The 21,942-nt window shown below is 36.6% G+C and carries 15 protein-coding genes; 13 read left to right on the forward strand and 2 right to left on the reverse strand.

Annotated elements, in window-relative coordinates; genetic code table 11:
- Positions 1 to 9 precede the first annotated feature (9 nt).
- Positions 10 to 1,242 carry a transcription termination factor NusA gene (gene nusA / locus PXD56_RS03445; protein WP_276491957.1) on the forward strand — a complete coding sequence of 411 codons (1,233 nt, stop codon included), beginning with the start codon at positions 10 to 12 and terminating at the stop codon, positions 1,240 to 1,242.
- 42 nt (positions 1,243 to 1,284) lie between these two features.
- The gene (gene infB, locus PXD56_RS03450) at positions 1,285 to 4,125 is read left to right on the forward strand and encodes a translation initiation factor IF-2 (RefSeq protein ID WP_276491958.1); all 2,841 of its coding nucleotides are present in this window, start codon (positions 1,285 to 1,287) and stop codon (positions 4,123 to 4,125) included.
- 56 nt (positions 4,126 to 4,181) lie between these two features.
- Here infB and PXD56_RS03455 read toward each other — a convergent pair whose 3' ends face one another.
- Positions 4,182 to 4,553, reverse strand: coding sequence for an SPOR domain-containing protein (locus PXD56_RS03455; protein ID WP_276491959.1), 372 nt, complete (start codon positions 4,551 to 4,553; stop codon positions 4,182 to 4,184).
- A gap of 231 nt (positions 4,554 to 4,784) precedes the next feature.
- Here PXD56_RS03455 and PXD56_RS03460 point away from each other — a divergent pair, with 231 nt between their 5' ends.
- The 9 genes from PXD56_RS03460 (at position 4,785) to PXD56_RS03500 (ending at position 17,553) form a co-directional block, all read left to right on the forward strand.
- Positions 4,785 to 6,158: a c-type cytochrome gene (locus tag PXD56_RS03460; RefSeq protein WP_276491960.1), complete on the forward strand. Its 1,374-nt coding sequence runs from the start codon at positions 4,785 to 4,787 to the stop codon at positions 6,156 to 6,158.
- A gap of 35 nt (positions 6,159 to 6,193) precedes the next feature.
- The gene (locus PXD56_RS03465) at positions 6,194 to 9,340 is read left to right on the forward strand and encodes a TAT-variant-translocated molybdopterin oxidoreductase (protein ID WP_276491961.1); all 3,147 of its coding nucleotides are present in this window, start codon (positions 6,194 to 6,196) and stop codon (positions 9,338 to 9,340) included.
- A gap of 32 nt (positions 9,341 to 9,372) precedes the next feature.
- Complete coding sequence (gene nrfD / locus PXD56_RS03470) at positions 9,373 to 11,118, forward strand: NrfD/PsrC family molybdoenzyme membrane anchor subunit (protein WP_276491962.1); 1,746 nt, start codon at positions 9,373 to 9,375, stop codon at positions 11,116 to 11,118.
- Positions 11,119 to 11,120: 2 nt separating this feature from the next.
- Positions 11,121 to 11,651 (forward strand): DUF3341 domain-containing protein, encoded by a 531-nt coding sequence (locus PXD56_RS03475; protein WP_076547283.1) that lies wholly within the window; start codon positions 11,121 to 11,123, stop codon positions 11,649 to 11,651.
- A 2-nt stretch (positions 11,652 to 11,653) separates the two neighbouring features.
- Positions 11,654 to 12,214 carry a c-type cytochrome gene (locus tag PXD56_RS03480; protein WP_276491963.1) on the forward strand — a complete coding sequence of 187 codons (561 nt, stop codon included), beginning with the start codon at positions 11,654 to 11,656 and terminating at the stop codon, positions 12,212 to 12,214.
- A gap of 15 nt (positions 12,215 to 12,229) precedes the next feature.
- Positions 12,230 to 13,564, forward strand: coding sequence for a quinol:cytochrome C oxidoreductase (locus PXD56_RS03485; RefSeq protein ID WP_276491964.1), 1,335 nt, complete (start codon positions 12,230 to 12,232; stop codon positions 13,562 to 13,564).
- Between the two features lie 32 nt (positions 13,565 to 13,596).
- Positions 13,597 to 14,700 carry a cytochrome c oxidase subunit II gene (locus PXD56_RS03490; RefSeq protein ID WP_276491965.1) on the forward strand — a complete coding sequence of 368 codons (1,104 nt, stop codon included), beginning with the start codon at positions 13,597 to 13,599 and terminating at the stop codon, positions 14,698 to 14,700.
- A gap of 60 nt (positions 14,701 to 14,760) precedes the next feature.
- Positions 14,761 to 16,590: a cytochrome c oxidase subunit I gene (locus tag PXD56_RS03495; protein WP_276491966.1), complete on the forward strand. Its 1,830-nt coding sequence runs from the start codon at positions 14,761 to 14,763 to the stop codon at positions 16,588 to 16,590.
- A 135-nt stretch (positions 16,591 to 16,725) separates the two neighbouring features.
- Positions 16,726 to 17,553, forward strand: coding sequence for a GIN domain-containing protein (locus tag PXD56_RS03500; protein ID WP_276491967.1), 828 nt, complete (start codon positions 16,726 to 16,728; stop codon positions 17,551 to 17,553).
- Here PXD56_RS03500 and PXD56_RS03505 read toward each other — a convergent pair.
- On the reverse strand, positions 17,550 to 19,814 hold the full coding sequence (locus tag PXD56_RS03505; protein WP_276491968.1) for an acyl-CoA dehydrogenase family protein: 2,265 nt from the start codon (positions 19,812 to 19,814) through the stop codon (positions 17,550 to 17,552). The two genes, PXD56_RS03500 and PXD56_RS03505, sit on opposite strands and share 4 nt — an antisense overlap.
- A 130-nt stretch (positions 19,815 to 19,944) precedes the next feature.
- Between PXD56_RS03505 and ruvB the strand changes: the two genes are divergently transcribed.
- Positions 19,945 to 20,967 (forward strand): Holliday junction branch migration DNA helicase RuvB, encoded by a 1,023-nt coding sequence (gene ruvB, locus PXD56_RS03510; RefSeq protein WP_276491969.1) that lies wholly within the window; start codon positions 19,945 to 19,947, stop codon positions 20,965 to 20,967.
- 2 nt (positions 20,968 to 20,969) lie between these two features.
- Entirely contained in the window at positions 20,970 to 21,890 is a 921-nt protein-coding gene (queG, locus tag PXD56_RS03515; protein ID WP_276492508.1) for a tRNA epoxyqueuosine(34) reductase QueG, read from the forward strand.
- Positions 21,891 to 21,942: the final 52 nt, after the last annotated feature.

Here is a 21,942-nt window from a genome sequence, read left to right on the forward strand (position 1 = left end):
TAATTACCAATGGAAAATATTGCGTTAATTGAATCTTTCTCAGAGTTTAAGGACGATAAGTTCATAGACAGGGTAACATTGATGGCTATTTTGGAAGATGTTTTTAGAAATGCGCTTAAAAAGAAGTTTGGTTCAGATGATAACTTTGATATCATTATAAACCCAGATAAAGGTGATTTAGAAATTTGGAGAAACCGTATCGTTGTAAACGATGGTGAGGTTGAAGAACCAAATGAGGAAATTTCATTATCTGCAGCTCGTAAAATTGAGCCAGATTTTGAAGTTGGTGAAGATGTATCTGAAGAAGTAAAGCTTATAGATTTAGGAAGAAGAGCAATTTTAGCATTGCGTCAAAATCTTATTTCTAAGATTCATGAGCATGATAATACAACCATTTATAAGCACTTTAAAGATTTAGAGGGAGAGATTTATACGGCAGAGGTTCATCACATTCGTCATAAAGCAATAATTTTGTTAGATGATGAGGGTAATGAAATTATCTTGCCAAAAGATAGACAGATACCATCTGATTTCTTCCGTAAGGGTGATAATGTTAGAGGTGTTATTGAAAGTGTAGAGTTAAAAGGTGCTAAGCCTACTATTATAATGTCTAGAAGTTCACCTAAATTTTTGGAACAGTTGTTCTTCCAAGAGATACCAGAGGTGTTCGACGGATTGATTACTGTAAAGAAAGCGGTTAGAATACCAGGGGAAAAAGCAAAGGTTGCTGTAGATTCTTATGATGACCGTATTGATCCTGTTGGTGCCTGTGTTGGTATGAAAGGATCAAGAATTCACGGTATTGTTCGTGAATTAGGTAATGAGAATATCGATGTTATTAACTGGACAGCTAACCCACAATTGTTAGTGACTAGAGCGTTGAGTCCGGCAAGGGTTTCTTCTGTTAAGTTGAACGATGAGAAGATGACAGCACAAGTTTACCTGAAGCCAGAGGAAGTTTCAAAGGCAATTGGTAGAGGTGGTCACAATATTAGATTAGCTGGTCAATTAACTGGTTATGAAATAGATGTATTCCGTGAAGGAGTTGAGGAAGATGTTGAATTAACAGAATTCTCTGATGAAATCGATGCTTGGATTATTGAAGAATTCAAGAAGATTGGTTTTGATACAGCACGTAGCGTCTTGGAGCAAGATGTTAACGATTTGGTGAAACGTACAGATTTAGAAGAGGAAACTATTTTAGAAGTTGTGCGTATCCTAAAAGAAGAATTAGAAGATTAGCTATATATTAGCACTTAAATAAAAGAACGGGAATCAGTATTTATGGCAGACAATGCAAAAATAAGGCTTAATAAAGTTCTTCGTGAACTTAATATTTCCTTGGATAGGGCAGTGGACTTTCTTAACGGAAAAGGACATGATGTGGAAGCGAGGCCTACCACAAAAATTTCTGACGATGTTTATCAAGTTTTGCTTGACGAGTTCCAGACGGACAAAAGCAAAAAGGTAGCTTCAAAAGAAGTTGGTGAGGAAAAGCGTAAAGAGAAGGAGGCAATTCGAGTTCGATTAGAAAAAGAACAAGAAGATCGACGCTTGGCCCGTGAGCGAAGAAACGCCGAAGCTGAAGACAATGCCTTGGTTGGCAAGGTTGAGCTTGCTGGACCAAAAATGGTTGGTAAGATAGATCTTAACCCTAAGAAAAAGGTTGAAGAAGCTCCTTTAAAGGAGACTCCAAAAGCTGAGGAGAAAGTTGCTCCTAAGGTTGAAGAGAAAGCTGCGCCAAAAGTTGAGGTTAAAGAAACTAGGAAGGTTGTTTTGCAAGGACCTAAGATAGTTTCTCAACCTGTGAAGAAAACAGAGGTAAAGAAAGAAGAGCCTAAAGTTGAAACTCCAAAAGCGGCAGCGCCAAAAGTTGAAGAGACTGCAAAATCAGAAGTGAAAAAAGATGCTACGAAAGTAGAGCCAACTGCTGATGCTACTCCGGAACCTGAAGCTCCTAAAACTATAGAGACCCAATATCAAAAATTGTCCGGTCCTAAAATTGCGGGTGAAAAGATTGACCTTAGCAAGTTTGAGAAGCCTAAGAAAAAGAAAGAAGATAAGAAACCTGCAGCAGGTGGGGATCGTAAAAAGAGACGTAGAAGAATTGTTACTAAAAATCCTTCTGGGCCTGGTCAAAATAGAAACACTGGTAACTCCGGTGATAGAAATAAAGGTAGAGGAAGATTTGCACCAGTTGCAAAAGTAGAGCCTACTGAAGAAGATGTTCAAAAGCAAGTACGTGAAACCCTAGAAAAACTTCAAGGTAAATCTAAGAAGGGTAAAGGGGCCAAGTATAGAAGAAGTAAAAGAGATCAGCACCGTGAGCAGACTGAGAAAGATCTAGAACAACAGGAATTAGAGAACAAGGTACTTAAGGTTACTGAGTTCGTTACGGCAACTGAGGTTGCAACTATGATGGGTGTTTCTACAACTGAAATTATTTCGGCTTGTATGTCTTTAGGTATTATGGTGACGATGAATCAGCGTTTAGATGCTGAAACATTATCTATCGTAGCTGAAGAGTTCGGTTATGAAGTTGACTTTGTTACCGCTGATATTGAAGAAAGTATAGTTGAGGAGGAAGATGCTCCTGAAGATTTAAAACATAGAGCTCCTATTGTAACTGTAATGGGTCACGTGGATCATGGTAAAACATCTTTATTGGATTACATCCGCAAAGAAAATGTTATTGCTGGTGAAAGTGGTGGTATTACACAACATATTGGTGCCTACGGAGTAACACTTGAGAACGGAGAGCGAATTGCTTTCTTAGATACACCAGGTCACGAGGCGTTTACAGCCATGCGTGCAAGGGGTGCTCAGGTTACCGATATCGCTATTATTGTAATTGCGGCAGATGATGACATCATGCCACAAACGAAAGAAGCGATCAGTCATGCTCAGGCTGCTGGTGTGCCAATCGTTTTTGCAATAAACAAAGTGGATAAGTCTACATCTAATCCTGATAAGATTAAAGAAGGTTTAGCGCAAATGAATTTATTGGTAGAAGATTGGGGTGGTAAAATACAATCTCATGATATCTCTGCTAAGACTGGTTTAGGTGTTAAAGAATTATTGGAAAAAGTTTTACTTGAAGCTGAATTGTTAGAGTTGAAAGCTAATCCTGATAAGCATGCTACAGGTACTGTAGTAGAAGCTTTCCTAGATAAAGGAAAAGGTTATGTGTCTACTGTATTGGTACAGTCTGGTACACTTAAGATAGGTGATTATGTATTGGCCGGTACCACTAGTGGTAAGATTAAGGCGATGCAAGATGAGAGGGGCAACAACGTAAAAGAAGTTGGTCCATCTACACCAATATCTATATTAGGTCTTGACGGAGCTTCTCAGGCAGGTGATAAGTTCTACGTGTTAGAAGATGAACGTGAGGCGAAACAAATAGCTTCTAGAAGGTCTCAATTGCAGCGTGAGCAATCTGTTAGGACACAACGTCATATTACGTTAGATGAAATTGGTCGTAGAATTGCATTAGGTGATTTCAAAGAACTTAATATTATCCTTAAGGGTGATGTTGATGGTTCTGTTGAGGCGCTTACAGATTCTTTCCAGAAATTATCTACAGATGAAATTCAGGTAAATATTATTCATAAAGCAGTTGGTCCTATAACAGAATCAGATGTGCTATTGGCTTCTGCATCAGATGCGGTTATTATCGGGTTTAATGTAAGACCTATGGGTAATGCTAAGGCAATCGCTGAGAAAGAGGAAATTGATATCCGTATGTATTCTATTATATATGCTGCCATCAATGATCTTAAAGATGCAATGGAAGGTATGTTGTCTCCAGAGATGAAAGAGGAGATATCTGGTACTGCTGAGATTAGAGAAACATTCAAAATTTCTAAAATTGGTACTATTGCAGGTTGTATGGTAACTAGCGGTAAAATCTTTAGAAACTCTAATGTTAGGTTGATACGTGATGGTGTTGTAATATATACAGGTACTTTGTCTTCTTTGAAACGATTTAAAGACGATGTTAGAGAAGTAGCTAAAGGTTATGACTGTGGACTTCAGATTAAGAACTATAATGATATCAATGAGGGTGATATCGTAGAAGCGTTCCAAGAAGTTGCTGTAAAGAAAAAGTTAAAGTCTAAATAGAATTTATAGATTAGAACTATCAAGTTCTCTTAAAAATAAAGCAAAAAAAAATCGACCTATTTGGTCGATTTTTTTGGTTTTAATAACATGGCATCGGGGTATTTGATGCGAACTTCGTTGAACTTTCTTTCGGCATCTAATCTAGAAGTAAACCTGCCAACTCTTACACGATATGTTGGTGAGTCAAAATCAATTTTAGAAGCTAGTTCTGGAAAGTCTTCTTCAACATTTGCCTTTATTTTTTGTGCTTTTGCATAGTTACCAAAGCCAACTTGTATTCTGTAGTATTCGTTATTACTTAATGATGATTTATAAATTTCCAACAATTGATCAATCTTTGGGTCTTGTTGTATATCTACATTTGCATTTTGTGCATAGCTAAAGTGGCTAAAACAAGCAAAAACCATGAGGGTACTTAGAATTTTCATAACCTATTTTTAATTTAATTTTCATTCACGACAAAAGTAATTTATTAAGGCTCAAACAAATAAATCTTGATCTATTTAGAATATTTCTAAATTGTAAATTATAGATACATTAACATTTTGCAAATAAAGACTATGTCGTATTTTTGTATCCGATTTAGGCATTTGGTGGATTGTAATTGGTTTCATCTATGACCAAAATCATGCCAAGATTCCGATAGAAATATTCGATATATGAAAAAGGTTCCAAACCGAAATCAGTTTTCTAAAATTTTAGGATTATCCCTAATTGCATTTTTGCTTTTTGTAAGCCCGTTAACAGCGCAAGATGAAGCTGCTGCAGATGCTACAGCCACTGAGGCTGCTGCTGGTGCAGGAGACGCTAAAAAAGGTAAGTCACTGTTCAATCAGAACTGTGCTGCCTGTCATGCATTGAATCGTAAGATGACCGGTCCTGCATTAGAAAATGTAGAAGCTAGATTGAGTGAAGAAGAAGGTTTAGACAGAGAGTGGTTGTATGCTTGGATTAAAAATAGTCCAGGTGTTATCAAATCAGGAGATGCTTATGCCAATAAATTGTACGCTGAGTATAATCAAGCGGCTATGACGGCTTTTCCAACGTTGTCTAATACTGATATTGATGATATTTTGGCATATACGGCTGCTGCTCCAGCTGCTGCGCCAGCTCCTGTTGCAGGTGGCGCTGATGTTGCTCCAGGCGAAACAGGTGATTCTTCAGGTGTTTCCAATGAAATTATCTTAGGTGCCTTGGTGCTTGTGTTCGGTTTGTTAGTTGTCATGTTGTTGTTAGTAAACAAAACACTTCAGCGTATAGCTCAGGCAAATGGTGTTGTTCTTGAAAAAGAAAACGCAGAAAAAAGAACGCCGATATGGAAGGCTTTTGCTCAAAATCAATTTTTGGTTTTGGTTACGGCAATATTCTTATTGTTGGGTAGTGCTTACTTCGCTTATGGTTGGATGATGCAGGTTGGTGTTGATCAAGGTTATGCGCCTATTCAGCCAATTCACTATTCGCATAAAATACACGCTGGTGATAATAAGATAGAGTGTAAGTATTGTCACTCTTCTGCTAGAGTTTCTAAGCATTCAGGTATACCTTCTTTAAATGTTTGTATGAATTGTCATAAATCAGTTTATGAGTACACTGGTAATCCAGAAGGTCCTTCTCAAGAGGATTTGGAAAATGGGTATACAAACGAGTTCTATACTGGTGAGATTAAGAAATTATACAAAGCAGTTGGTTGGGATGAAGAAAACCAAAAATACACTGGCGAAAGTCAGCCTGTAGAATGGGTTAGAATTCATAACCTTCCAGATTTTGCATATTTCAATCACTCGCAGCATGTTTCTGTTGCAGGTGTTGAGTGTCAAACTTGTCATGGACCTGTAGAGGAAATGGAAATTATGTATCAGTACTCTCCATTAACAATGGGTTGGTGTATTGATTGTCATAGAGAAACCAATGTGAAGGTTGAAGGTAATGAGTATTATGAAAAAATCCATGCTGAGCTTTCTAAGAAATACGGTGTAGATAATTTAACAGCTGCTCAATTGGGTGGACTGGAATGTGGTAAATGTCACTATTAATAATAATTTAAAGAAGCTAATTACAGATAATACGTATGGCATCAAACAAAAAATATTGGAAGAACGAGGCGGAGTTAGATCCTAACGATTCCATTGTTGAGGCGCTAAAGCAGAACGAATTTGTAGAGCAGATTCCTGTGGGTGATTTCTTGGGTGACAAGGAAACATTGTCTTCTACAAATACAAATCGTAGAGATTTCTTGAAGTATGTTGGGTTTAGTACTGCGGCAGCTTCTTTAGCAGCATGTGAAGGACCGGTTGTAAAATCGATTCCTTATGTAGTGTTGCCAGAAAATATCGTTCCAGGGGTTGCTAACTACTATGCAACTACTATTGCTAACGGTTTTGACTTTGCAAGCATATTAATAAAGACTCGTGAGGGTCGTCCTATTAAGGTTGAGAATAATACCTTGGCTAAAATTGGAGGTTCTGCAAATGCGAGAGTTCAGGGTTCTGTTCTTTCTTTGTACGATAGTACCAGGTTACAAGGACCAATGGCTAACGGTGAGCCTGTTGAGTGGGATGTGTTGAAAGCAACCGTGAAGTCTAAAATGGGTTCGCTTAAAGGTTCTGCCAAGAAAATAGCAATTCTTACGCAAACATATGCTAGTCCGTCAACAGATCGTCTTATTGCTGATTTGGTTGCTGCTAACGAAAATGTTGTTCATGTTACTTATGATGCCATTTCTGAAGATGCTGCTTTAACTGCATTTGAAAATAAATATGGCGAGCGTGCTTTAGCTGATTATGATTTTGAGAAAGCTGGACTAATTGTTTCTTTTGGTGCAGATTTTATTGCAGATTGGCAAGGTGGTGGTTATGATGCCGGATATTCTAGAGGTCGTGTTCCTAAGAACGGTAAGATGTCAAGACACGTTCAGTTAGAGGCTAATATGTCATTAACTGGTGCTAATGCTGATAAGCGTGTGGCTATGAAGCCAAGTGCTCAAAAAGTAGTTTTAGCTAAATTATACGGAAAATTAAACGGTACTTCAGTGGGTGGTAACACTTCTGAGTACGATGCTTTGGTTGATTCCATTGCTACTGAAATAAAGAAAGCTGGTTCTAATGCAGTTGTTGTAACTGGTTTAGATGATATTAATGCTCAGGCAGTAGTTTTAGCTATTAATGAGATGTTAGCTAGTAAGGCTTATGATGCTGCTGCTCCTAAATATGTAAGAAAGGGTAGTGTAAAGGCGGTTAATGCTCTTATTGCTGATATGAAGGCGGGTAGAGTTGGTGCTTTGTTGATGGATGGGGTTAATCCTGTTTATTCTTTGCCTAATGCAGCTGATTTTAAAGAAGGTTTGGAAAAGGTTGACCTGTCGGTTGCTTTTTCTACCAATTGGAATGAAACTACTGAAGCTGTTCAATATGTGGGTGCAACAAACCACTATTTAGAGTCTTGGGGAGATATTCAAATTAAAAAGGGGCATTATAGTTTAATGCAGCCTACTATTAAAGAATTATTTGATACAAAGCAGTTTCAGACTGTAGTTTTAGAACTACTTGGAAGCGAGCAAACGTATTATGATTACATAAAAGATACTTGGTCTTCATCAGTACTGAATGGTGCTAGTTGGAATCAGGCATTGCAAGATGGTGTTTTCAGTGTCGAAACAATGGTAGTGAATGCTGAAGGTGCAGCGCAAAATATTGTAGCAACGGAAGATGCAACTGAGGTTGTAACTAATACTTCTTTAGCTTCTGCTGTTCGTAGTTTAGCGAATACCACTAGCGATGGAATGGAACTTACGTTGTATTCTAAAGTAGGTATGGGTGATGGTCAGCAAGCAAGTAACCCTTGGTTGCAAGAGTTTCCTGATCCTATTACAAGAGTATCTTGGGATAACTATGTTACCATTTCTAAGGCGGATGCTGCAGAGTTAGGTGTAGAAAACGTAAATGTTGCCAATGGCGGTATGGACGGTAGCTATGTTAAGCTTACAGTAAATGGTGTTAGTTTAGAGCAAGTGCCTGTTGTGGTTCAGCCAGGTCAAGCAAAAGGTACCGTAGGTCTTTCTTTTGGTTACGGTAAAAAAGTAGGATTGAAAGAAGATATGCAAACTGGCGTTAACGCTTTTGAGTTGTATGAAGGTTTCAATGCTAATCAATCTGTAAGTGTAGAAAAAGTGGCAGGTAATCATGAGTTTGCCTGTATTCAATTGCATAAAACCCTTATGGGTAGAGGTGATATCATAAAGGAGACTACTTTAGAGATATTCAATACCAAAAATCATTCTGAATGGAATGAGATACCTGTGGTTTCTTTAGATCATCAGGAAGTTCCGGCAACGTCAGTTGATTTATGGGATAGCTTTGATAGAACCATTGGTCATCATTTCAATATGTCAATAGATTTAAATGCTTGTACCGGTTGTGGTTCTTGTGTTATCGCTTGTCATGCTGAGAATAATGTGCCAGTAGTTGGTAAGGCAGAAGTAAGAAAGTCAAGAGATATGCACTGGTTGCGTATCGATAGATATTACTCTTCTGAAGAAACTTTTGAAGGTGATATTCAGGAAAAGGATAATGCTGACGGAGTTGGTGTTGGAAATTATGTCTTTGGTGATCGTGAAGGAGATGGTTCTTTATCTACATTTGATAGACTAGAAGATCCTTCTGCAAATCCTCAAGTTGCTTTTCAGCCAGTAATGTGTCAACACTGTAACCATGCACCTTGTGAAACTGTATGTCCTGTTGCGGCAACATCACATGGTAGGCAAGGTCAAAATCAAATGGCTTATAACAGATGTGTAGGTACAAGATATTGTGCAAACAACTGTCCTTATAAAGTACGTAGATTTAACTGGTTCTTGTATAATAACAATGACGAGTTCGATTTCCATATGAATAATGATTTGGGTAAAATGGTATTGAACCCAGATGTAAACGTTCGTTCTAGAGGTGTTATCGAGAAATGTTCTATGTGTATTCAAAAGACACAAAAGACTATTCTTGATGCTAAAAGAGACGGTCGTATTATTGAAGATGGAGAATTCCAAACAGCTTGTTCTTCCGCATGTAGTAATGGAGCCATTGTATTTGGTGATGTTAATGATGAGAAGAGTAAAGTGTCTGAATTAAAAGCGAGTGACCGTATGTACCACCTATTGGAGCATATAGGTACTCAACCAAATGTTTTCTACCACGTTAAGGTTAGAAACACCAACGAAGCATAAACAATAGTAGAAAGTAATTATAACAAAAGTCTATGGCGTCGCATTACGAAGCACCTATACGTAAACCCCTAGTGATTGGAGACAAAGGCTACCACGATGTAACTGTGGATATAGCCGCTCCAGTAGAAGGTAGAGCTAATAAGCATTGGTGGATAGTTTTTTCCATTGCTCTAGTAGCATTTCTTTGGGGAGTAGGTTGTATTATTTATACGGTCTCTACCGGTATCGGTACTTGGGGTCTTAACAAAACTGTAAACTGGGCTTGGGATATTACCAATTTTGTTTGGTGGGTAGGTATCGGTCATGCAGGGACATTGATTTCAGCAGTATTATTGTTATTCCGTCAGAAATGGAGAATGGCAATTAACCGTTCTGCAGAAGCAATGACTATTTTCTCTGTAGTTCAGGCAGGTTTATTTCCAATTATTCACATGGGTCGTCCATGGTTGGCATATTGGGTATTACCAATTCCAAACCAATTTGGTTCGTTATGGGTGAACTTTAACTCTCCACTTCTTTGGGATGTATTTGCTATATCAACGTACTTATCGGTTTCATTGGTATTCTGGTGGACAGGTTTACTTCCAGATTTCGCAATGATTCGTGATAGAGCTGTATTGCCTTTTCAAAAGAAGATATATAGCTTATTAAGTTTTGGTTGGAGTGGTCGTGCCAAAGATTGGCAACGATTTGAAGAAGTATCCTTGGTACTTGCAGGTCTTGCAACTCCATTGGTATTATCTGTACACACCATTGTATCATTTGATTTTGCTACTTCGGTTATACCTGGTTGGCATACAACAATCTTTCCACCGTATTTCGTTGCTGGGGCAATCTTCTCTGGTTTCGCAATGGTAAATACATTATTGATTATAATGAGGAAAGTGTGTCATTTAGAAAATTACATTACTATTCAGCATATTGAATTAATGAATATTGTTATCATGTTAACAGGTTCTATTGTAGGTTGTGCTTACATTACAGAGTTGTTCATGGCTTGGTATTCTGGTGTTGAATACGAACAGTACGCTTTCTTGAACAGAGCTACCGGTCCTTACTGGTGGGCATACTGGTCAATGATGACTTGTAACGTATTCTCCCCGCAGTTCATGTGGTTTAAGAAATTAAGAACTAGTATCATGTTTTCTTTCTTTATCTCTATAGTTGTAAACATAGGTATGTGGTTTGAAAGATTCGTGATTATTGTAACCTCTTTACATAGAGATTACCTTCCATCATCTTGGACAATGTTCTCACCAACATTTGTTGATATAGGTATCTTTGTTGGTACAATTGGTTTCTTCTTTGTATTATTCTTGTTGTATTCTAGAACATTCCCTGTAATTGCACAGGCAGAGGTTAAGTCTATATTAAAGGCTTCTGGAGAGAAATATAAAGTGTTAAGAGATGCTGGAAAGCCTCTTTATGAAATAAAAGAGACTAAGGTAGAAGTTAAGGAGCCTATCACTGATGATGTTTTGATGGGTGAAGTAGTACCTACTGTAGGGGATAAAGTTGGTGTATCTGATCTATTGAGTGCTGTTGGTACTTTTGATGCAACTACACAAGAGGCTGATGACTTAAAGAAAGTTAAAGGTATAGGTCCACAAATGGAAGCTACTTTAAACGAAATAGGAATTTACACATTTGCTCAAGTTGCAAGAATGACAGAGGGTGAATACAATTTGTTGGATTCCATTACAGGTTCTTTTCCAGGTAGAGCACAACGTGATGACTGGGCAGGACAAGCAGCAATTTTATTAAATAACAAAAGATAAATATGGCATCTAAAGTTATACACGCTTTTTACGATGATGATGATGTGCTAATGCTTGCCGTTAAAAAGGTGAAAGCAGCAAAGCTTCATATAGAAGAGGTATATTGTCCTTTTCCTGTACACGGGTTAGACAAAGCTATGGGCTTAGCTCCAACTAGATTAGCCATAACGGCTTTCTTGTATGGATTGGTTGGTCTAACAGTGGCAACGCTTATGATGAACTATATCATGATTGAAGATTGGCCTCAAGATATTGGTGGTAAACCAAGTTTTAGTTACTTAGAGAATTTACCGGCTTTCGTGCCTATTATGTTCGAATTAACGGTTTTCTTTGCGGCTCACTTAATGGTTATCACGTTTTACTTAAGAAGTAGATTATGGCCTTTTAAAGAAGCTGAAAATCCTGATGTAAGAACTACGGATGATCATTTTTTAATGGAGATTGAAATCCACGACAACGAGCAAGAATTAAGAGATTTATTGATGAATACTGGTGCAGTAGAAATTAATATTTCAGAAAAAAACAGTCATTAAATATGAACAGTTTTAAGAAAATAGCAATATTATGCGGTTTGGCTATCATGGCAACTTCTTGTCAAGATGATAGTGTTCCTAATTATCAGTACATGCCTAATATGTATGAGGCTGTCGGTTACGAAACATACCAAGAGGTTGATTTTTTACCAAATCAATCAGAGGCTATGTTGCCACCGGCAAATACAATTAATAGAGGTTGGTTGCCTTATGAATTTGAGAATTCTCCTGAAGGTAAAGAGCTTGCAAGATTACAAACTAGTCCTTTAGATTCAATGAATGTTGAAACTAATTTGGCAAAAGGGGGGCAATTGTATACTATTTATTGTGCCATTTGCCATGGAGATAAAGGCGATGGTAAAGGAACTCTCGTGAAAAGAGAAAAAATACTAGGTGTACCTAGTTATGCTGACCCAGTAAGAAACTTGACAGTAGGATCTACATATTATACAATTCAGTACGGATTGAATTCAATGGGCTCTTATGCATCTCAAATGAATACCGAGGAGATGTGGCAAGTATCTGAATATGTTATGACACTGAAACAAGATTTAACCAAATAATAGGTAAACAATACTATGTATACGTTTTCAAATAGACTCAAAATAGCTTCCATCGTTCTAATGATAATAGGTTTATTAGGAATCATTGGTGGGTTTGTTATGGCTCCTGGAACTATAGCAGAGGCAAAAGAAATGGTAGCAAGTCATGACGGAGGTCATGGTGAAGCCCATGCAGCTGAAGCTGAACATGTAACCAAAGAAAGTGATCATGCGGTTGCTGAATCTCATGGAGAGGAACATGATGCTTCTCACGATCAGCATTTGTTAGATCAATTAAAAAATAGACCTTGGGCAGCATTATATGTTGCGGCGTTCTTTTTTATGATGATATCATTAGGGGTGTTAGCATTTTATGCTATTCAACGTGCTGCACAAGCAGGTTGGTCTCCACTTTTATTCAGAGTAATGGAAGGTATTACGTCTTACTTGGTTCCTGGTGGAATTATTGTATTTGTAATATTGCTTCTTTCTGTATTGCATATGAATCATCTATTCATTTGGATGGATGCTGATGTAGTTGCTCACGATGCATTACTTCAGGGTAAATCAGGTTATCTAAACCCTACGTTCTTTTTGATAAGAGCAGCTATATTTTTAGCTGGTTGGATCGGGTATAGGGAGTACTCTAGGAAATTATCAATCGCTCAAGATGAGTCTGATGATAATTCAAACTTTAAATTAAATTTCAGAATATCTGCTGGTTTCTTAGTGTTCTATTTGATTTCTGAGTCTATTATGTCTTGGGATTGGATAATGAGTGTTGAGCCACATTGGTTTAGTACACTGTTTGGTTGGTATATCTTTGCTAGTATGTTTGTATCGGGTATTACCGTAATCGCTATGGTTACTGTTTACTTGAAGTCTAAAGGTCACTTACCTGATGTTAACGATAGTCATATTCATGATTTAGCAAAATTCATGTTTGGTATCAGTATCTTCTGGACATATTTGTGGTTCTCTCAATTCATGCTTATCTGGTATTCTAACATCCCTGAAGAAGTAACATATTACGTAACTAGAATTGCAGATTATAGATTGCCATTCTTTGGTATGGTAGCAATGAACTTCTTGTTCCCTGTTCTTTTATTAATGAACAGTGATTATAAGAGAATTAACTGGTTCGTAATTTTAACAGGTATTGTAATACTTGCAGGTCACTATATGGATATCTTTAATGCTATTATGCCTTCTACTGTTGGTAAGAATTGGTATATAGGTATTCCTGAAATTGGTTCTGTATTGTTTTTTGCAGGCTTATTTATATTCTGGATTTTTAGAGCGCTTTCAACTCAGCCTCTACAACCAAAAAGAAATCCTTTTATTGAAGAAAGTAGACACTTTCATTACTAGTAATTAAGTAAAGTATAACATTTATATATACAATGACGACATTATTAACTTTAGCTGTACTTGTTCTTGTAGCCATTGCCATTTGGCAGTTGACTAAAATATTTGAATTATCTCAGCTTAAAACTGAACAGCACCAAATAGCAACGGATAGCGATAATAAGAATAACGGTTACATGTTATTTGGATTCTTGGTATTCATTTACGGAATTACCATATTCAGTTTTTGGAAATACGGTAAGTTCTTATTACCAGAAGCAGGTTCTGCTCATGGTGAAGAGTATGACAGCTTAATGTTGGTATCTTTTATTATCATCTTTATAGTACAAACTCTTACACAGGCATTATTACATTATTTCGGTTATAAATATGCAGGTAAGAAAGGTCAGAAGGCATTGTTCTATGCAGATAATGACCGTCTAGAGTTTATTTGGACTATTATTCCTGTTATTGTATTGGCTGGTCTTATTCTATGGGGACTATACACATGGACAACCATTATGGATGTTAATGATGAAGATGACCCTTTAATTGTAGAGTTATATGCTCAACAATTTAACTGGACTGCTAGATATGGCGGTGGAGATAATGTATTAGGTGGAGCTAATGTTAGAATGATAGATATCGATAAAGCAAATGTATTAGGTTTAGATGAAGCCGATACATATGCTCACGATGATGTTATTGTAAAAGAGTTGCACTTACCTGTAGGTAGAAAGGTGAATTTTAAAATGCGTTCTCAAGATGTATTACATTCAGCTTATATGCCGCACTTTAGAGCACAAATGAACTGTGTACCTGGTATGATTACTGAGTTTTCTTTTACTCCTATTTATACAACAGAAGAAATGAGAACCAATCCTGATGTAATGGATAAGGTGAAAAGAACAAATAAAATTAGAGCAGAAAAAGCTGTAAGTACGGGTGAAGCTATTGATCCATGGCAGTTTGATTATATTCTACTGTGTAATAAGATTTGTGGTAAATCTCATTATAACATGCAAATGAAGATTATTGTAGAGACGGAAGAGGAATATAATGAGTGGATGAAGAGTCAGTCAACTTTTGCTCAAACGGTTATGAAAGATGAAACTAGTCCTGCTTTTAATACAGTTAGTTCAGTTTCAGTAGGAGAGTAATTTTTATTCTCAAGTTAACAAAGCTATAATTAGAAAATTAATAAAAACAAGATTACGATTATGTCAGCAACAGCACATGCACATGTAGATGATCACGCACACGACGATCATGGACATCATCATAAAGAAACTTTTGTAACAAAGTATATCTTTAGTCAAGACCATAAAATGATTGGTAAGCAGTACCTTATTTTGGGGGTATTTGTTATGGGTTTTATTGGTATTGCAATGTCATTATTGTTTAGAATGCAATTGGCTTGGCCAGGAGAATCTTTTCCAATATTTGAAGCTCTTCTAGGTAAATGGGCACCAGGTGGTGTAATGGATGCCGATGTGTATTTAGCATTGGTTACAATGCACGGTACCATTATGGTATTCTTTGTACTTACCGCTGGTTTAAGTGGTACGTTTAGTAACTTATTGATTCCATTACAAATTGGTGCACGAGATATGGCATCTGGATTTTTGAACATGGTATCTTTTTGGTTGTTTGCTATTGCTTCTGGAATAATGATTGTTTCGTTATTTGTTGAAGCAGGTCCTGCAGCAGCTGGTTGGACGATTTATCCACCTTTAAGTGCTTTACCTATGGCTCAACCTGGTTCAGGTATGGGTATGACATTATGGTTAAGCTCTATGGCAATATTCATTGCTTCGTCTCTTTTAGGTTCTTTGAACTATATTGTAACAGTAATCAATTTGAGAACCAAGGGTATGTCAATGACAAGATTGCCGTTAACAATATGGGCTTTCTTTGTAACAGCCATTATTGGTGTTATTTCATTCCCGGTTTTATTATCTGCAGCATTATTATTAATAATGGATAGGAGTTTTGGTACTTCTTTTTTCTTGTCAGATATTTTTATTCAAGGTGAAGTATTACATTATCAAGGTGGTTCTCCAGTTTTATATGAGCACTTATTCTGGTTCTTAGGTCACCCTGAGGTTTATATTGTATTGTTACCTGCATTAGGTATTACTTCTGAAGTAATGTCTACAAATGCTCGTAAACCAATTTTTGGTTACCGTGCAATGATTGCTTCTATTTTGGCAATCGCATTTTTATCGACAATTGTATGGGGTCACCATATGTTTATCTCTGGTATGAATCCATTTTTAGGATCGGTATTTACATTTACAACATTATTGATTGCAATACCTTCAGCGGTAAAAGCATTTAACTATATCACTACACTTTGGAAAGGTAATCTACAATTGAATCCGGCGATGCTATTTTCAATTGGTTTAGTATCGACATTTATTACTGGGGGATTAACTGGTATTGTTTTAGGTGATAGTACATTAGATATTAACGTTCACGATACATATTTCGTAGTAGCTCACTTCCACTTGGTAATGGGTATATCTGCACTTTACGGTTTGTTTGCTGGTGTTTATCACTGGTTCCCTAAAATGTACGGTGGTAGATTAATGAACAAGAACCTAGGTTATGTTCACTTCTGGGTAACTGCAATTTGTGCTTATGGAGTTTTCTTTCCAATGCACTTTGTAGGTATGGCTGGTGTTCCAAGAAGATACTACGAGAATACGGCTTTCCCAATGTTTGATGAGTTAACGGATATTCAAGTTTTAATGACTGTATTTGCTATTATAGCTGCAGCAGTACAATTAGTATTTGTTGCTAACTTCTTCTATAGTATATTTTACGGTAAGGTTGGACCAAAGAATCCTTGGAAGTCAAATACTTTAGAATGGACAGCTGAACAAGAACATATACATGGTAACTGGGCGGGTCCTATTCCAGAAGTTCACAGATGGGCTTATGATTACAGTAAAGTTTATGAGAATGGTGAGTATATCATAACAGGTCAAGATTATGTACCACAGCATATTCCTTTACAAGAGAATGAGGAAGAAATGAATCATTAGAAAAATATAAGATTTACAAAAAGCCCAACTAGTAATAGTTGGGCTTTTTTTTGGTAATAATATTAAGATATTACTAAGTTGTTCTAATTTTACTTAAAATTGGATATCTTCATTTTATAAACATAATTAAACACTATGAAAAAGTTCGCCCTATTAGTTATTGTCTTGGTTATCTCGGTTAATGGTTACTCGCAACGTAAGCCTAAGATAAAAGGGAATAAAAATGTAATTGAAGTTAGAGAAGATTTAGAGCCTTTTAATGCTATTGAATTAGTTGATGATTTAGATATTGTTATTCAAAAAGCAACTACAGAAGGTTATGCTTTAGAGCTAGATGATAATTTGGTAGATGTTTTAAAGTTTAAAGTGGACGATGGTGTATTGAAGATATCTTCATTTTATAATATTACTGGAAAGAAGAAGTTAGAGATTACTATTTTCTTTCAAGAACTAAATAGTATTAGAATGTTGAACGGTAAAATTAGCATGAAAGATGTTATTTCTACAGATCGCTTAAGGGTCGAGACTTTTGGTACATCTAGATTGGAACTAAACGCCACTGCTGATATTATGGATATTAACATGGAAGAAATAAGTTCAGGTGATTTTAATATAGCAAGTGACTCCTTAAATCTCACATTGAAAGATAGGATTGATGTAAAATTATATACAACAGGAGCTAGTAATAATATTTACATGTATAAAAATGCCTCTGCTAAAGTGGAAGGTACTTCAGACTACTTAATGGCTAAGTTATATGGTAATACCTCACTAAAAGCATCTGATCTTCAAGCTAACTATGTTCTTGTAGTGGCTGAAGATTCACCCGATATAGAAGTAAGGGCTTTAAATACATTACAGCTTAGTTCTAAAGGTGGTACTAGAACAAAACTGTATGGAGAGCCGGAAATCACCATATTAGATTTCTTAGATACATCTAGATTAGAGAAAGAACGTAATTAATTTGCTATAGGTGCTGTCATTAAATGATCAGGTATGCCAAAGCCGTCCACTAGACTGTTAAGATGCGGTCTTAATTCTGTACATAGGCGTTCTACTCGTTGACGTATGGCTTTTGACTTTGTTCCGCTTATGTAACCTTGTTCTAAATACCATGACGCATTATTTCTTATTTCATGCAATGCATATAACGTTCCAAGTTTTTCAAACAACTCTTTATATTCTTGGTCGTTTATAGCGCTGTTATGCTCTATAAATGACTTATAAGCTAGTTCGGCACTATACGCTTTGCCAAGTGTCATTAGGTGTGTTTGTACCTTTAAAAAGGCTTGATATGAAGGAATCCCTTTTTTGATATATCCTCTTATACGCATGGCAAGGGTGTAGGTTAATCTTCTTGTTCTATGCTCTAAGGCATGAACATGAAATTTGGGATTATATAAATGGTCCTTGTCTGTTTTATTAGTGTATAGCGGATTTATAGTTGATAGTTTATCGCTTAATTGTGAACTCAATAATTTAAGTACCGTTGAAAAACCGGCACTATTGAATTCGGCTTTGAAATCTGATAGGACACCTTTTGCGGCAAGTTGTAATAATACATTATTATCACCTTCAAATGTGGTGAATATATCAACATCACCTTTTAAATCTGCAATCCTGTTCTCCAAAAGATAACCTTTACCACCACATGCTTCTCGGCATTCTTGAATGGTATCATTGGCATACCATGTAATAATAGATTTGAGACCTGCAACCTGGGTTTCAACTTGTCTTTTGTCTGGTTGGGATTCATCACAATAGAGTGACATCATTTTATCTAACGCAATATGATACACATATGCGCTCGCTACTAACGGAGTCAGCCTTAGTTGGTGAGATGGGTAGTCCATCAAAAGGTCTTCTTGTATTTTGACACTATCATTAAACTGTCTTCTTTTTAGCGCATGTTTTATGGCTACGGTCAATACAAATTTGGCTCCGCCTAATCCTGCCCTAGCAACACAGATTCTGCCACCTACTAAAGTGCCCAACATAATAAAGAAGCGTTTGTTCGGATTCTTTATTTCTGAATAATAATCTCCATTACCTAGAATAGTACCATACTTGTTTAGTAAGTTCTCTTTAGGTACTTCAACTTGGTTAAACCATATTTTACCATTATCAACTCCGTTAAGTCCTAGTTTATATCCATTGTCTTCAACTGTTATACCTGGCAACAACTCATGTTTTTCATTTCTAAGCGATACTAGAATAGCGTGTACTCCTTCATTTTTTCCGTTTACAATAAGTTGTGCAAAAACAGATGCCATTTTAGAATGTATGGCGTTTCCTATATATTCTTTATTGTCATTTTTACCTGGGGTATGTATGACAATGGTTTCCGTGTCTTTGTTATAAGTTGCCGTAGTTTTTATTCCACGAACGTTAGATCCGTGTCCGGTTTCTGTCATGGCAAAACATCCTAAAAGTTCAGCCTTCCCAGTATCGGTTAAATATTTATCATGATGCTTTTTGGTTCCAAGTTTCTGAATACTTCCACCGAACAAACCAAATTGTACTCCAAATTTTATAGAAAGGCTTCCGTCTGCCCACATCATATTTTCAAAAATGTACGCGTAACTTTCCATATCATTGGTGCCGCCATATGCTTCAGGGTATGCCATTGCACCATACCCTTTATCTGCCAAAAACTCCACTTGTTTTAAAACATGATTTCGAAACTCCTCTTTATTGCGTCTTACCTTCCAAGAAAAAATGGGGTCGTTAAGTACGGCTCTAAAAGAATCTATGGCTTCGGCATGTTTTCCTTTTAAAATAGAGTCTATAGTTTTTGAGGAGTATTGCGACGATTTTTTCTCTAGGTCAATATGTACGTCAAATAAATGATTGTAATGATTAGGTTGAATACCTAAATTAATTTCAATATTTTTTATTTGATCATTGAAAGAGATGTCATTATGGTAATGAGATGTTACTTTCTGACTGAAAGCTGTTAATGGATACGTTTCATGCTCCACCAACTTTACACCGCTATTAATAATCAATTGTTTCCATGACTTAAATAACTCGTTCTTTGGCGGATTTTTGACATTCATCCACGCTTTAAGTTGTTTTTTGTCATCTGATGATAATGTTACATCATTGGCAATAGCATTTTCAACTACATTTATTTCTGATGCCGACAAGAGGTCGTCTGACCAAATAATATAAAAGACTGGAATATATTGTAATACCTGTGCTGCGTAATTTTCTTTTGTCATGCCATGAAATTACAATATTTAGTTAGATTTCTTATATCTATTTAACGCTTCATTTAAGTATTTTGATAAATTGAAATAGCTTTTGGTATAGATATAAAGTTATCTGGTGTTTGTCTATCTTTGTTAGTGTATGAACGAGTATTTAGATCCATCTGCTGATGGTTTCTCTAATGAGGAACTTGATATTGAAAGAGCATTAAGACCTGTAAATTTTGACGATTTTGCCGGTCAAGATCAGGTGCTTGAAAATCTTAAGGTTTTTGTTGAAGCTGCGAATAGAAGAGGGGAAGCGTTGGATCATACCTTGTTCCATGGTCCTCCAGGTTTAGGTAAAACTACCTTGGCCAATATTTTGGCGAATGAGCTGGGAGTGTCAATCAAAATAACTTCCGGTCCAGTATTGGATAAGCCGGGTGATTTGGCAGGGTTGCTGACCAATTTAGATGAACGTGACGTTTTATTTATTGATGAGATTCATAGATTAAGCCCTATTGTTGAAGAGTATTTGTATTCAGCAATGGAAGATTACAAAATTGATATAATGCTTGAATCTGGACCAAACGCAAGGTCTGTTCAAATAAATTTGAATCCGTTTACATTGATAGGAGCAACCACACGATCAGGATTGTTGACTGCACCAATGCGTGCACGTTTTGGTATTCAAAGTAGGTTACAGTATTATTCAACAGAACTATTATCTACCATTGTAGAGCGTAGTGCTGAAATTTTACGTGTTCCAATTTCTCAAGATGCAGCAATAGAAATTGCCGGTAGAAGTAGGGGTACACCTAGAATTTGTAATGCTTTACTGAGAAGGGTGCGTGATTTTGCGGAGATTAAGGGAAATGGCTCTATTGATATGGAAATTTCAAAGTTTAGCTTAAAAGCCTTGAATGTAGATGCCCATGGTCTAGATGAAATGGATAACAAAATACTGACTACTATAATTGATAAATTTAAAGGCGGTCCTGTAGGTATTACAACTTTGGCGACAGCTGTTTCTGAAAGTTCGGAAACTATTGAGGAAGTCTACGAACCTTTTTTAATTCAACAAGGATTCATCATGAGAACTCCCCGTGGTCGTGAGGTAACTGAGCTAGCATATAAACACTTAGGAAGAATAAAAGGAGGAATTCAGCCTGGTTTGTTTTGAGTATCGATATAAAACATAAATGGACAAATAGTATTAAAACCGAAGCCAAACGCCTCGGTTTTTTATCATGTGGTGTGTCTAAAGCAGATTTTTTAGAAGAAGAAGCTCCAAGATTAGAAAAGTGGCTCAATAATAACATGAACGGCGAAATGAGCTATATGGCAAATCATTTCGATAAGAGATTAGATCCTAGAAAATTGGTGGAAGGTTCAAAATCTGTAATCTCTCTACTATTAAATTACTACCCTGAAGAATCTCAAACAATAGATTCTTATAAAATTTCCAAGTATGCTTATGGTCACGATTATCATCATGTCATAAAAACAAAACTTAGGCATCTTCAAGAATTCATAGCTGAAGAAATAGGTGATGTCAACGGGCGTGCATTTGTTGATTCTGCGCCAGTGCTTGATAAGGCATGGGCGGCAAAAAGTGGTCTGGGTTGGATTGGTAAGCATAGTAATTTGCTTACGCAACAAGTTGGTTCTTTTTATTTTATAGCAGAATTGATCGTTGATTTAGAACTGGAATATGACCACGCGGTTACAGATCATTGTGGTACCTGCACGGCTTGTATAGACGCATGCCCTACACAGGCAATTGTGGAGCCTTATGTGGTTGACGGAAGTAAATGTATTTCATATTTTACGATTGAATTAAAAAGTGAATTGCCCAATGAGATGAAGGGTTCTTTTGGTGATTGGATGTTTGGGTGCGATGTTTGCCAAGATGTTTGCCCTTGGAACCGATTTTCCAAACCACATAATGAACCATTGTTCAATCCTAATCCAGAATTGCTCAGTATGACCAAAAAAGATTGGGAAGAAATTACCGAAGATGTATTCAGAAAAGTGTTTCAAAAATCTGCAGTGAAGCGAACAAAGTATGGCGGACTCACAAGAAATATCGATTTTCTAAAATAATCGTTTATTCTCAATCGTTTTCGTTAGCTTTTTTCAGCAGTGATGACTTAGA

Source organism: Maribacter zhoushanensis (assembly GCF_029350975.1).
Lineage (GTDB): Bacteria > Bacteroidota > Bacteroidia > Flavobacteriales > Flavobacteriaceae > Maribacter > Maribacter zhoushanensis.